Source organism: Paenibacillus sp. 01T442 (assembly GCF_056398345.1).
Genome location: NZ_JBFTPF010000029.1, coordinates 42,197 through 55,765, shown reverse-complemented (window position 1 = coordinate 55,765; position 13,569 = coordinate 42,197). Strand labels below are relative to the sequence as shown.

Below are 13,569 nucleotides of genomic sequence, written 5' to 3'. Positions count from 1 at the left end.
GCAGCACATCGTCGCTCGAATAAACGCAACTTTAGGACTGTTGTCCAATGGTAACTTTTCCCTTAAAATAAAAAGGAAACTAAAGGAAATTTGTTGGAAGTTAGGTAATTTATCTGAGGCGGTGAATTTATTCATGAGTTATCTGTCACAATTGAAAAATAACCAATCGTCCGAACAACACGATAAACAGACCACAACGAACAGCTCCGTTAAACAAACTGGATCAGCGGATCGCATGTCCCCTTTTTCCACTTCACATATCGCACAACTACAGAGAACCATCGGAAATCGCGCCGTCGCTCAATTATTTAGGTCTCAGTCTCAATCTCAATCTCCAACACCATCCGAGAAGACTATTCAGACTAAAAAAAATAATACAGGCATGCCCGATCAGCTCAAATCAGGTGTTGAAAACCTATCTGGTATGTCCATGGATTCCGTTAAAGTCCATTACAATTCCGATAAACCTGCTCAATTGCAAGCCTTAGCTTATGCGCAAGGGAATGACATCCATGTAGGACCTGGTCAAGAGCAGCATTTGCCGCATGAGGCTTGGCATGTCGTCCAACAGCGTCAAGGCAGAGTCGCACCTACGCAGCAAGCTGGGGGTGTCGCCATTAATGATGATAACGGCTTAGAATCCGAAGCCGATCGTATGGGAGCGAAAGCATCTGATTTGGGCGGAGAACGTATGCAAATGCAGCGATCGGACAACGATAGTTTAGTAAGTGGAGAAGCATCAACCTCTTCGGATACGATTCAAAAGGTGGCTGCCACCCTATACGACGGATTGGATGCCAATGACCCGAGTACATACGATGCTGGCGGTGGGCATTCCTATGCCGATCACGGCGCACATACTACGGAAGAGCAGCAACGTGAACGGTTGAAAAGCGGTACCGCACCTTCAGGTCGGGTGAGTAAAGTACCAACGGGCAAGGCAGCATCCAAATTCGTTTCGGATGATAAACATAAGGCCGCGTTCACCAGTGCTTACAGTACTTTGGTGAGCAAAAATGCACCGAAACAAAAACTCGTCGGCATGGGTACCATCATCAGCGTTCCAGGTGCAGGGATCGGTTATCTCCGCGATGGCACAGAGGTCACTTGTGATCAGGTCCAATTAGATATTCAGCCAGACAATGGCAAATTGAAAATCAATACGATGTTTCCAGTAAGTTAGGAGGTATATGGCATGGAGTCATCTGCAGTGAACAAATTGAGTCAGGTGTTAAATGAGCTGGCAGTTGCATTGACTGCTGACGAGTCTCAGCAGATCAATAAGCAAGCTCTAGCAGAGCACATTACGGAGAACGAGCTTGATGAAGCAGATTCTGCTCCTTCTTGGCTTATGGATCTCCTCACCGCGGTGAACGATCGCAAGGTCACAGGTCATTGGGTTGATTTCAAGCGAGGGACAGGCGATGACACGAATGTCTTCGATTTCATCCGGCACCTGCATGAGGTGCTTCCTATTCAGTATGAGAACAACGAGGAGAGCTGGTTGTTAACCTTTCCGCAGCTCCAGCTGGAAGCTTGCATTTCGCTAGAGGGTTCTTGTTACAAAGTGAGCGGTATTGGTGATACGTGGGAATTAGAGGATGCGTTGAATGAGTAAAGGCAGTCCCCGAAGTAGGTTGCTACTTGGGGGACTGCCTTTTTTCGTTAGTGAGAGGGCGATTCGTTCCATTCTATCTGCTGTAGTGATGTTTTCCATCACTAACAGCACCACTTTCGTCGAATTCGTCCCATTCCACCTGCTGTAGTGATGTTTTTCATCACTAACAGCACCACTTTCGTCGAATTCGTCTCGTTCAATCTGCTGTAGTGATGTTTTTCATCACTAACAGCACCACTTTCGTCGGATTCGCCCCATTCCATCTACTGTAGTGATGTTTTTCATCACTAACAGCACCACTTGCGTCGAATTCGTCTCGTTCAATCTGCTGTAGTGATGTTTTTCATCGTTACAGTGAGAATTTCAGCCGTTTCCCCACCGGCCTTCCTCCTAATCCTTATACGGATCGAACTCATCCGCTCCTGCCATACAAACACCGATCGGCCTCAACATGTGCAGCACCTCAATCGTCTCCTTATGCGCGCCCAGCACATCTTCCAGCTTCCGATAGACAAAAGGACTTTCGTCCGTACCCGCTCCGCGGAGCTCCACGCCGTAATCTTTGACCGCATCCATCATGCGCTCTGGTGAAATTTGTCCGCCGCTTCGGGTGCGGTTTCTCCAATTCATTTTGCCTGCAGCTTGCGTCCGACTCATCACCCTGCCGGCGCCATGCACCGTGCTGTAGTAAGCATCCCGATTCTCCTCTGTATCTTTCCCTCTGACGATCACCGAGATATCGCACATGCTGCCACCGATAAAACCCAGTTGCCCAGGTGCAGATGGCGTAGCCCCTTTACGTACTACTATCGTCTCTTGACCACCATGTTCCTCTTTCCACGCAAAATTGTGATGATTATGCACCGTGAAATCCGCTTCTGCTCCTAAAATAGCCAACACTTGCTCCATCACATAGTCTCGCCCCGCATAGGCATAGCGCCCTGCCAGCTTCATGGCTCTGTAATACATGTCTCCCAGCTCGCTCGACAAATCCAAAAGAATCGGTGGTTGATCCATCTTCTCACCTGGTGCGTTACCCAGAAAGTCGCGGCCAGCCGTCAGATTGATGAAACCGCTCGCTGTCTTATGACCGAACCCGCGGCTGCCAAAGTGATTCGCCACCCACACTCGGCCCGTGCTCATTTCCTCAAATACATCTACGAAATGATTCCCACTACCGACTGTACCGAGTTGATCTCGAGCTAATGCCTTCAACTTGTCGTGCTCCTGTTTACCGATTGCTTTAAAAACATCCCAATCTGGGTCATCGAACAATTCATGATCAACTTTTTCATTATTCACACGCCCGATACCGAAGGAAATTTTGCGTGCAATTTGATCCATCATGCCTGCCATGCGACGCTTTATATCAGTAGCCATTAGATTCGTTCTTACGGCTTTATTCCCGCAAGCAATATCATAACCTACGCCTGATGGCGATAATTGACCGTCGTAAACAACAACCCCGCCGATCGGCTGGCTATACCCTTTATGATGATCAGCCATAAGAAGCGTCTGAACGACTCTTCCTGTTTCTGAACATGTTTTTGCTTGTGACAAAGCGCCCTCATCAGGCTGCCCCCAGACGCGTACACCGTTAATATTTTGATAAGCCATGTTGTTCAGCTCCTCTATTCCAAGATTGTAACCCCTATCCCCATACTTCCTTCAATGCCGTACGAAATAACTCATCCAACTGCCCATCCTGACCACCCTCACCAACCTGCATCGTGGATGCGGTACGATCATAGTAGGCGATTCTCGCCTCTAAAAACTCATTGATCGGATTGATTCTTGGCTCATAATCCATCTCGTCACCTGCTATTTTACGAACAAGCAGCTCTTGAATAGCCGCCTTCAGCGGACTGCCCGCCGGCACTAGGCTATCGACAAGTTCCTGAAACACAATGGGCGGCATGGTGTTGTTTCTCTCAATCCATTCACAGGCCAAGATCGGGCGCAGGACATAGAAATACTTTTTGATTTTGACATGATCACCCTGCAAATATTCCCGATAATTCCCCTTCGCCATGTGTAGGTAGTGATGCATACAAGATTTCGGCGAAAAAGTGAGTGGCGAAATGCCACGGATTTGCTCCGCTATCGTGAAATTCTCCATATACGGTATGGGAGACTGTAACCACTCTAGTAAAGGCGGATTCGATTTACGAAACAAATTCAAAGCCTTCCTCAAGTCCCAACCATTGATATCCAACATATCGCTAATCGGTCGCTCGATGACATCCCGTTTTTCATAAATGGACAGATACCACTCCACGGGTCTTATATATATAAATCTTACGTCATAATCGCTATCCTTAGAGGGGAATCCCCATGCTCGACTGCCTGATTCACAGGCATACAAAATGCGGACGCTTTCTTCCTTCTCGATCCATTTCAATTCTTCTAGGATTTGTTGATGAACATCTAACATTTGACTTCCTCCTTTGGTACATGTAACCCTCTTATGTACTTATTTTCGCTCATTTCTCCCCCTTCGAACATGGCAAAAGTATTACGACAACAGAGAAAGTTTACCATTTCGCCCAATTCCGTCCCCTGTTACAATGGAAATATGATGTAAATTGAACGGAGGAGTAGCGTGGCTAAGGAAAGCTTTGATAAAGAAATCCAGTTTCTGCGCATGCTCGTGCTGACGAGTGGTGCCTACAACCGACAGCAGTTCTCAGAGAGACTGGGCATTTCTATCCATACTTTTGACAAGACGATCCGACGGTTAAAAGAAATCGTAAGCTCCACGTACCAGCACTTACCGCAGGAGGAGCGCAAGGAGTTCGCCGAAACGATTCGCTTCAGCTATTACGAGTCCACCGATCCGATGCTCCTATTCTTGTTTCGAGCCAAGTCACTGAAGGAATCGGAATCTCAGAGAATCTCATTGCTGCTGGCCGCGATGAACGAACAAGCTTTAACAGCCATGGAACTGTTAGACATCTGTTGCACCAGTCAGTCTTCCGATCTATCCTTGCCCGATGAGAAGACGATTCGTTCTGATCTCAAGTATTTGGAAGAAGTTGGTGTCATTTCAAGGAAAACAGGTGTTCGTCCCTATCGCTACCGCATCCAAAACGATTTGATCCACGGGCTGACGGACGATGAGCTTTATGATGTTTATGATTTCATAGATATCATGGCGAACACGCAGGTCCCTTCTGTTCAGGGCTATTTGCTGCGCGATGGCTTGAAGAAGCATATTCTTCGACAACAATCTGAGAAGCTGGCCATTGAGCCTTTTTTATATAAGTATCACTATTATTCCCGAATCTTAGATGAAGCGCATTTGTTCACGATCCTGAGTGCGATCCGTAACCGTCGTAAAGTTCGTTTCTTATATTTTTCACCCAAGTCTGAAAAAAGCTACGCCTCCAAGAACACCAACCCGTTATTCGAGAAGGATACGAACGGAAAAGTGGAGAAAACGCTCCCGTTGAAGGTCGTCTACGATCATCAATACGGACGCTGGTATCTTCTTGCAAATGGCAGAGAGGGAATTCGGAAATATCGGTTGGAAGGGATCACACAGATCGAAGAAGATGAATCCGTTGACGAAAATGTCTTTGAGAACAAGTTGAACGAGCTTCATGCGAAAATTCAGTATAGCTGGCTGATTGACACGGGGCAACCTGTGACGGTTCGTGCCCGATTTTACAATCCAGAAGGTTCTGCGCCTAACTTTGTTCGGGAGCGGGTGCTGCTGCAGGGCCAATGGGGACAAATCGTGCAGGAGGATGAGCATTCTTTCATCTATGAGATCCTAGTTAACGGGACAACAGAAATTAAGCCTTGGCTGCGCAGCTTCGGGTCTAGCTGTGAAATACTCGAGCCTGTTCAGTTCCGCAGGGAAATGATCGCCGAATGGAAGGAGATTCAGGCTTATTATGAATCTGTTCGAGAAGATTTTTAATTACCAGATTATTTCCCGGCTTGAGGATTCCGGTACGTTCATGGTCACTTCGCACGAGAGGGCGTGGCTCAAGACGATGCTCGGGCATCCTGCGGCGGATGAGGCTTTCACACCTGATACGTTGGGTAAGCTGCGCGCTATCCTGCAACAAGATCCGGTCATGGATACCTCTGACCATCTCATTGAAAAAGCCCGCAGTAGAGAGAAACAGGTCTACCACCCGCTCCTGCGAACTTTACGTAGGTTTATTACGGAGAGAAGTGGAATACGCTTAACTTATGAGATTAAACGCGGACGCATCCATGCAGACCAATCCGGGCTGCCCTATAAATTAGAATATTCCATGGTCAAAAGGGAATGGTACCTGCTCTGGTATGATTTTCGGCATCACATGATCATGCGTACTAAACTAGATAAGATTACAAGTGTCACTGCAGAGGCTTTGCAGACTATGGATGCAGACAGCATCCTTTTGAAAATTAAAAATGCGTTGGATGCCCGGAAAGGCGAAGCCGTCCTTGAAGTCGTTCGTGATTACAATAGAGAGCTGTCGCGTATTCTATATGCCCTCTCCAGTTTTGAAAAAGACGTTGCGTATGATACAGAGAATGATATCTATAGAGTCAGGATAGTTATTCTTGGCGATGAAACGGAGTATCTCCTCTCCAAAATCCGCTTTCTCGGAAAGCGTGTTCGTGTTATTGAGGGGGATTTTATGAAAAGACGTATGCTGGAGTCGGCGACGAAAGCTTTGGCGCGGTACGGGGTGAGTTCGGTCGATGAGGACAAGGAGGGAGTTATATAAAACCTGCGGATGAATGGGATACCTGTCATAAAAACAAAATCGGAAGATCAAAGTCGCATATATGGATCGCTATTGCGGGCGCTGTGTTTATTGTTTCAGGAGGGTTGTTCCTGATGTGGCTCTCCATTGAACATTTCTTAACACAGATTTGTGAGATTACTCATTGTTAACATACAAAAGCTTCCAAAAGCCACAGAACGTGTGGTTTTGGAAGCTTCTTTTTTAATCTATAAAGTGTAACAACCAATCATTTGGCAAGGGTGCATATCTCATATAATTCCACTAAACTTTTGATCGTGTACGTGCTTTGAATTTCTGTAGAGTATTTCTGTGACTTCGTGTTCATCCAACAGGTATCAATGCCTGACAGAATTCCGCCTTTTATATCGGTATTTAATGAATCTCCGATAATCAGTGCATCCTTTTTATTAAAATCTTTAATCTGACTCATCACATAGTCGAAGAATTCCTTTGCTGGCTTCGCAAATCCAATGCTTTGAGAATCATAAATGCCTTCAAAAAATTCATATAAGCCTGACAGCTTCAATCGCTTTATCTGAGTTTGGGTGATGCCATTCGTGATAATAAACAGTCTATGGGATGCGGATAGGCTCTGACATAATTCTAAAGCACCTTCCATAAGCTGATTTCCATTGCCTAACAGTTCTCTGTACTGATTTTCCCATTCAACGCCATCCACAACTTTTCCCAGTCTTAGCATCGTTTCTGAAAATCTTGCATTAAGAACATCATCTAGAGCAATCTTGCCATTTTCATAGTCAGCCCATAGCTGTTTGTTGACGGAATTATATATACCAAACAACTCATCCGATAGCGTATATCCGTGTTGCTGGAACAATTTGTTTAATGAATCTTTTTCATTAGCGCCAAAATCTAACAACGTATCATCTAAATCAAATAGAAGTATTTTGTAACTCATTATTTATGAGCCGCTGGTTGATAATCTCCTGGTACCATGCCCGTTGAAATGGCAATTCGATTCCAACTGTTGATCGCATTAATCGCCATAATTAAATTGGTAAATTGGCCTTCATCGAAATGGTTGCGGACATGCGCATACAATTCTTGCGGAACGCCAGCCTCCGAAATTTTGGTTACAGCCTCCGTTAATGCTAACGCGGCCCGCTCTGCTTCTGTATAGAAAGGAGCCTCACGCCATGCATTGAGCATATACAATCGTTGCTCTGTCTCCCCCATCGCACGCGCATCTTTGGTATGCATATCCAGGCAGTAGGCACATCCATTAATTTGCGAGGCGCGAATTTTAATCAATTCCAACAATGTGTGGTCAAGACCACTTTTCCTAACGTATCCTTCCAATTTTAAAAGTGTTTGAAAAGCCTCTGGTCGTGCTTTCGTATAGTCGAATCTGATTTCCATGTGTGAGTACACTCCTTTATTTTTAGTTGATATAAAATATGGCTTCATCATATCGTCGATAATATTAATCGTCGATTAACTGTATCTACAATATAACCATTTCGCGTATGACTGTCAACGATAAATCATGGGTCTTTTAGCTGAAAACACCAAATCCCCCTATTTGACAAGGGGTTTAAATCAACCTAAGATATTTAATAGCAACTTTTATATAGAACTGAAAGCAGGTGTTGGGATGCAGTATAGTATTGGCGTCGAATATGGACTGCATTGCTTGGTATATCTCATTGATATTCCTCCTGATTCAACCATTGGGATTAAAGAACTGTCCGCTTTTCAAGGCGTTTCAGAAACCTATCTTTCGAAGATTTTTAGCAAATTAACCAAAGCTGGCATCGTAATCTCTGTCCCTGGTGTAAAAGGAGGCTATAAATTAGCCAAGTCGCCTGCGGATATTTCTTTTTGGGATGTAGTTGAAGCTGTTGAAGGTGCTACTCCGATTTTTCAATGCAAGAACATCAAAAATAATAGCTATCTTTGCCGTGATGAAGACTACGCCGCATGTGCTAAAGCTTCTCCCTGTTTGATTAACTTAACCATGCGCGAAGCTGAAGATAGTATGCGCAATGTTCTCCGTAACAAGTCTCTTACTTGGTTAAACGAAGAACTTGATCGCGTGTTAACTCCTCAATCCCGCAAAGATACGCGTGAATATTTTGCGAATAGCAACCATGTTTAGTGGTGAAAATATAATGACTAATAACGTAAAGGAACCCACAGCAATAGGCTGTGGGTTTCAACGATACAACGGAGATAACTCCATATCCAATTTATCAGCAATTAGCGTGTAGAACTCTGGAAATCTTGGATCTGCCTTACTGGCGATCTCTTCAAATGTTCGTATACATAGTCCTGCTGCGCTAATCGCAGTTATAATCTCACCGACTGTCCAACCTCGTACTAAAACCTTGCCTAAATCAGAGCGCTCATCCTCAGGCAGTAATTTCGCAAAGGCAACTTCCCCCTCTTTAATACGATCATCGAAGTAGTTACCGGTTGGCTGCGGCAAGTTGTATGTGTTCAGCCATGCACGTGCGAAAGGATGAAAGTCAGTCAAAATAAACCGACCATTTTTCCCTAGTCTACGACTGACAACGCTGAAAATAGCATGAAGGTCTGTAAAATAATGCAAAACACCAAACTCCATCAACACGATATCAAATTGGCCTAGCGATTCTTCGTTGGGAATATCCAATACATCTGAACAGATATAGTCAATTTTGACACCCGTAGCAGCAGCAACCTGCATCGCATACAATCGATTTTCTTCCGATATGTCCACCACCGTCACTTCCGCACCTAACAATGCTAAAGAAATTGCCTTTCGACCGTGTGAGCCAAGCAGGTTAATCATACGCTTTCCCGCTGGATCACCCATGTACTTTAACCAGTAACGCAAATAATGCTTGTGTTCTAGCTTCAATTTTTCTGCAAGTTCTTCTGGTGTTCCATAAGTATGAACCCATGCCTGATAAGCTTTCGTTTCCCATGCCATTTTGTTCGCCGTTGACAGTTGTTCTTGCAAATACATACCTCCCAAATTCATATAAATTGACACTAGCTGGAATATAATACCACTTGCGTGCTAATTGTCAATATTTTCTTAGCAAAAAGAAATAATAGAGCCGAATGGATCGTTCTCATCCACTCAGCTCTTATGTTCCTATATCAAGCTTACTTCGTTACTTTTACAATCATCGTATCACTGGATGTGGCTCCGGCATAGTTGACAAGCTCAGCTCGATACTCATAGTTGCCTATTGCTCTATTTGTCACGGTCATTACTGATGATTGGGCATTAGGTGTATGATTGGTCAGTGCTTCTGTATAGATAAGAACACCGTTCTCATATAAATGATACACCCCGCCATTTGTTCCCCACCACATGTTCATGCTGACTTTGAAATTGCCATCACCATCCCAGTTATCGTGGGATAGAACTGGTTTATCCGGCGCTGCTTTCGTAACTGTTACAACGTGCGTACTGCTCGTCGTTGTGCCGAATGCATTAGTAAGTTCCGCAAAGTAACGATAGGTCCCATTCTTTTTGCCGTAAACTGCGGTTACTACCGTTTGTGCGTTTGGTGAATTATCCGTGAGAATTTGCGTATCAATTAAAACATCATTCTCGTAAAGTTTATAAATTCTACCGTTATCTCCATACCGCATGTTCATCGTAACATTGTAAGTACCGTCCAGAAGTCCGGTATCATACCCATTGTCATCGGATAGTACCACTGTACCCGGTTTAGCTTTACTTTTTGCTGCAATATTGTTCACAATTGCCGTTGCCGTGCCATGATTTCCTGCTGCATCGACGAATTCGAAGGTAAAGCTGCCGTTAAAGTTGAACGTATAGCTGTTTGAACCACCATTATTCGTAATCGTTACCGCTTCACTCGGTGTTATTGTGGCAATCACACTTTGTGCGTTTACCACGCTATATGCCACTGTTGCAGTTGGTGATGCATGATCGATATTACTGACTACATAATGAGTTACATTGGATACGTTGCCTGCGGCATCGGTTCCTCTTGCGTACACCGTGTTATTTGCGGAAACAACAACAGGGTCTGTGTACACTGTCCATGTGCCGTTTGTTCCTATTTTGTATTCATTCGCCACTGCATCAGCCGGATAACTGATCGTTACGATGACATCGGTATTGGTTGGTGACATCACATCTGCCGATAAGGTTGCTTCTGTTGGAGCTGTCTTATCATTCGACGTCACTTTCACCTCAGTCTCAGCATAAAGGGACGTCAATGGATTCGTGACACGGATCACGGCACTGCCAACAGTCAGAGCATGCAGCTGTCCTTGGGCATCAATGGCTGCCACATCGCTGTTCGTGCTGCTCCAAAGCAGATTTCGATCCGTTGCATCGCTCGGCGTTATCCCCGCCGTAAATAGATGCGTATCTCCTATTTGCAAATCAAGCGCCTTGGTATTCAAGCTGATGCCCGTAGGGGGAATAAACTCGAACTTGGCCACATCCGCACGAAGCGGTCTGTCATGAGCTGAATTCGCATCCTCGACCGTGATGTAGCTGGCACTTCCTCGCGGCAAATCATAGCTGCCCAATACCTGCCATGAGCCTTGCAGTGTAGATTGATCGACGATCTTAGAATCGCTCTTTACGCCATCCGTATAAATCGAATATTCGGCTGCTTTCGTCGTATACGCCGGAGTCTCAGGCGTTCCTGGCAAATAAACCGATACCCTATATCGTCCGGGCTGGGTGATTGTCGGCGTCCATTTGGCCGACGCGCCCGTTGGATTCGTAATCGCTCGCGAAATGCCGCCGTTATAACCTTGGAGAACCGTAGACGTCACCCATTTATTCGTAGCGGTTCCCAGAGGCCCGCTCACTTCTGTGTATCCTCCGTTTGTGCCATAGCTACTATAGATTGTAACCTGCTGTATGACGGGCATCGTTACTTGGATCTTCGCTTCGGCATACAGGGAAGTTAACGGATTCGTGGCACGAATCACCGCTTCTCCAACTCCTGTCGCATTCGCATGCCCCTCGGCATCGACAGTCACGACTTGACTGTTCGAACTGCTCCAAACCAGCGTTTGGTCAGTAGCCCCAGCAGGCGTAAACACAGCCGTGAAGGCATGCGTATCTCCTACACTCATGTTAAGTGAATCGGTATCCATAGCGATTCCTGTTGCAGGAATGGCTTCTAGCTTGATGACATCCGCCCGAAGAGGTCGATCGTGTGCGGTGCTTGTGTCTTCGAGTAGGATATAACTGCTTGTTCCCCTTGGAAACTCATAGGTACCCAATACCTGCCAAGATCCCTGCTGAGAGAATTGATCAACAGCTTTCGTTTCCTGTTTTAATCCGTTGATATAGATTGAATACGCAGCCATCTTCGTGGTATTCACCGGAGTGGCGGGCGTTCCAGGAAGATACGTTGAAACCCGATACCGTCCGGACGCAGACACATTCGGTGTCCATTTGGCCGATGCGCCCGTTGGGTTCGTAATTGCTCGCGAAATGCCGCCGTTATAGCCTTTGAGTACGGAAGAGGTTACCCATTTATTAGTCGCTGTTCCAAGCGGCCCATTGACTTCCGCATAGCCTCCCATGCTGTAACCACTATATAGAGTGATCGGATTGGTAATCGTCGGCGGAATCTCTTCGATATAAGGAGCCTCCAACTCACCCATTACATAAATCGGATTTTCATCCAGCCGCAGCCGTACATAACCATTCGTTGGCGTATATGTCACCGTATTCCCCATGATGTCCGTGACATGAAGGTTGCTGTGAGTATACAGCTTGAGGTCTGCTCCCGCAGGAGCGTACATGACCCTAATATCTTCTGTTGCATTATGAAACTTATGACTATAAATGCCAGGTCCAACATCCTCCGTGGTTAAGAAATCCGCTCCCGTTAATTCACGGGTCATGGTCGCATAAGCGGCATAGGCTGGCTTAGGAACATAAGCACCTTTGGCATCGTCAGGATTCCGAATCAAGCCGAACGTTCCCTCAAATTCATTCGGAACCGTAGATTTATTTTGCAAATTATAAATATTAATTTTTTCGATCCCATTTGCCAAGGCAGTGACAATTCTTCGAGCCACATAGTTGGCTTGGACATGCTCATCGAAATTAAAGTTGCTAAATCCTGTCTCCGAAAGATTGATAGGTATGGTTTGATTGTTGTTATAGGTTTTCATCATATTTCTGTGCCTGTTGATATCTTTAACAAAATCCTCAGGATTCCTCGTATACGAATGAAACGAATACTCATCCATATAATTCAGCGCACCCTTTTGATAAAGCGCTTCCAAAAATGAGTCTGATCCCAGTTCACCAAAGACAAATCCTGTTATTTTCACATTCGGAAAAAGGGGATGAATTTGTTCGTAGGAGGTTTTTAACAAATTGAAGTAAAAATCCGCTTTCTCTGCCTCAGTACTAAGCCCCTTCCCAAACGAAGGAATATCCGGTTCGTTCCAAATCTCCACCTGTCCGATCTGGGGATATCTGCTCAATACTTGCTTCCCATATTCAGCAAATGCCATTCTCCCCTCCAAACTTGTGGGTGCATTTCCTTCGTCATAGAAATTATTATATAACGCCAGAGTGATATAAGGTTTGAGATCATTCGCCGCCACACGCGACATGAAATCATCATGGAAAGATTTGAAGTTATAAATCCCCTTCGTCGTATCCTCGATGTCCCCCCAGCGCAAGGCATCTCTGACATACTTAACTCCCATTTTCTTGGCAATCGGTATCAGCGCAGCAGAATCTTGAGCAATAAGATCGGTTCGAGCAGCATGCGTTTGTACAGAAAAATGCGAATCCGCCACTTGGCTCAGATCGAAACTGGAAACGACCGCAAACGAGGTATCTTTGGAAGCAATAGCGTTCCCGTTCTGCTTGGCTGTAATAACTAAGTTGAACCATCCCTTTTTCCCAGGATTAACGGTTAGCAGGGTTGTTCCATCGCTTACCGCTTGGCTTCCAGACTGTACGGTGTTATTCCAATAATCGGAATAAACCCAATCAATCGAGTCCCCATCTGTATTGATTTTAAACGTTTTGGCATCGCTTTCATAAAAAATGTTCCCAACTGTAGTTTGTTCGATGGTTAATGATGCTGCATGGGCCACTTGATTTCCTGAGATCAGGGTGAACCCATACGTTGCTAGTAGAGCAAACACCACACATGCAGAACTTAGACGACTTATCACTCTTTTCATTGCCTTGCATCTCCCTTCAAATGTAAATCGTTT

At 45.3% G+C, this 13,569-nt stretch carries 11 protein-coding genes; 5 read left to right on the top strand and 6 right to left on the bottom strand.

Features of this window, described 5'->3' with window-relative positions; translation table 11 throughout:
- Window positions 1-133 precede the first annotated feature (133 nt).
- A complete protein-coding gene (locus tag AC1DLM_RS20570; protein WP_477571009.1) occupies window positions 134-1,183 on the top strand; it encodes an eCIS core domain-containing protein in 1,050 nt (349 codons plus the stop codon).
- A 12-nt stretch (window positions 1,184-1,195) separates the two neighbouring features.
- Window positions 1,196-1,618, top strand: a complete 423-nt coding sequence (locus AC1DLM_RS20565; RefSeq protein WP_477571008.1) for a hypothetical protein — start codon at window positions 1,196-1,198, stop codon at window positions 1,616-1,618.
- 390 nt (window positions 1,619-2,008) lie between these two features.
- On the opposite strand, the gene AC1DLM_RS20560 is transcribed toward AC1DLM_RS20565, so the two are convergent.
- Together AC1DLM_RS20560 and AC1DLM_RS20555 are read right to left on the bottom strand one after the other, a co-directional pair.
- Window positions 2,009-3,235: an RtcB family protein gene (locus tag AC1DLM_RS20560; RefSeq protein ID WP_477571007.1), complete on the bottom strand. Its 1,227-nt coding sequence runs from the start codon at window positions 3,233-3,235 to the stop codon at window positions 2,009-2,011.
- 34 nt (window positions 3,236-3,269) lie between these two features.
- The gene (locus tag AC1DLM_RS20555) at window positions 3,270-4,052 is read right to left on the bottom strand and encodes a nucleotidyltransferase domain-containing protein (protein WP_477571006.1); all 783 of its coding nucleotides are present in this window, start codon (window positions 4,050-4,052) and stop codon (window positions 3,270-3,272) included.
- A gap of 168 nt (window positions 4,053-4,220) precedes the next feature.
- Between AC1DLM_RS20555 and AC1DLM_RS20550 the strand changes: the two genes are divergently transcribed.
- Complete coding sequence (locus AC1DLM_RS20550) at window positions 4,221-5,543, top strand: helix-turn-helix transcriptional regulator (protein ID WP_477571005.1); 1,323 nt, start codon at window positions 4,221-4,223, stop codon at window positions 5,541-5,543.
- On the top strand, window positions 5,518-6,348 hold the full coding sequence (locus AC1DLM_RS20545) for a WYL domain-containing protein (RefSeq protein WP_477571004.1): 831 nt from the start codon (window positions 5,518-5,520) through the stop codon (window positions 6,346-6,348). Before AC1DLM_RS20550 ends, AC1DLM_RS20545 begins: the two co-directional genes overlap by 26 nt.
- A 247-nt stretch (window positions 6,349-6,595) precedes the next feature.
- Here the strand turns inward: AC1DLM_RS20545 and AC1DLM_RS20540 are convergent, their stop codons facing one another.
- Together AC1DLM_RS20540 and AC1DLM_RS20535 are read right to left on the bottom strand one after the other, a co-directional pair.
- Window positions 6,596-7,288, bottom strand: coding sequence for a YjjG family noncanonical pyrimidine nucleotidase (locus tag AC1DLM_RS20540; RefSeq protein WP_477571003.1), 693 nt, complete (start codon window positions 7,286-7,288; stop codon window positions 6,596-6,598).
- Entirely contained in the window at window positions 7,288-7,749 is a 462-nt protein-coding gene (locus tag AC1DLM_RS20535) for a carboxymuconolactone decarboxylase family protein (protein ID WP_477571002.1), read from the bottom strand. The genes AC1DLM_RS20540 and AC1DLM_RS20535 overlap by 1 nt, the downstream gene beginning before the upstream one ends.
- Window positions 7,750-7,984: 235 nt before the next feature.
- Here AC1DLM_RS20535 and AC1DLM_RS20530 point away from each other — a divergent pair, with 235 nt between their 5' ends.
- Window positions 7,985-8,488, top strand: a complete 504-nt coding sequence (locus AC1DLM_RS20530; RefSeq protein WP_477571021.1) for an Rrf2 family transcriptional regulator — start codon at window positions 7,985-7,987, stop codon at window positions 8,486-8,488.
- A 57-nt stretch (window positions 8,489-8,545) separates the two neighbouring features.
- On the opposite strand, the gene AC1DLM_RS20525 is transcribed toward AC1DLM_RS20530, so the two are convergent.
- Together AC1DLM_RS20525 and AC1DLM_RS20520 are read right to left on the bottom strand one after the other, a co-directional pair.
- On the bottom strand, window positions 8,546-9,334 hold the full coding sequence (locus AC1DLM_RS20525) for a class I SAM-dependent methyltransferase (RefSeq protein WP_441988762.1): 789 nt from the start codon (window positions 9,332-9,334) through the stop codon (window positions 8,546-8,548).
- Window positions 9,335-9,483: 149 nt separating this feature from the next.
- Window positions 9,484-13,536, bottom strand: a complete 4,053-nt coding sequence (locus AC1DLM_RS20520; protein WP_477571001.1) for a golvesin C-terminal-like domain-containing protein — start codon at window positions 13,534-13,536, stop codon at window positions 9,484-9,486.
- Window positions 13,537-13,569 lie beyond the last annotated feature (33 nt).

Coding starts and splice junctions, on each gene's coding strand:
- AC1DLM_RS20570 (WP_477571009.1), top strand. CDS start 134: ATGAGTTATCTGTCACAATTGAAAAATAACCAATCGTCCGAACAACAC.
- AC1DLM_RS20565 (WP_477571008.1), top strand. CDS start 1,196: ATGGAGTCATCTGCAGTGAACAAATTGAGTCAGGTGTTAAATGAGCTG.
- AC1DLM_RS20560 (WP_477571007.1), bottom strand. CDS start 3,235: ATGGCTTATCAAAATATTAACGGTGTACGCGTCTGGGGGCAGCCTGAT.
- AC1DLM_RS20555 (WP_477571006.1), bottom strand. CDS start 4,052: ATGTTAGATGTTCATCAACAAATCCTAGAAGAATTGAAATGGATCGAG.
- AC1DLM_RS20545 (WP_477571004.1), top strand. CDS start 5,518: ATGAATCTGTTCGAGAAGATTTTTAATTACCAGATTATTTCCCGGCTT.
- AC1DLM_RS20540 (WP_477571003.1), bottom strand. CDS start 7,288: ATGAGTTACAAAATACTTCTATTTGATTTAGATGATACGTTGTTAGAT.
- AC1DLM_RS20535 (WP_477571002.1), bottom strand. CDS start 7,749: ATGGAAATCAGATTCGACTATACGAAAGCACGACCAGAGGCTTTTCAA.
- AC1DLM_RS20530 (WP_477571021.1), top strand. CDS start 7,985: ATGCAGTATAGTATTGGCGTCGAATATGGACTGCATTGCTTGGTATAT.
- AC1DLM_RS20520 (WP_477571001.1), bottom strand. CDS start 13,536: ATGAAAAGAGTGATAAGTCGTCTAAGTTCTGCATGTGTGGTGTTTGCT.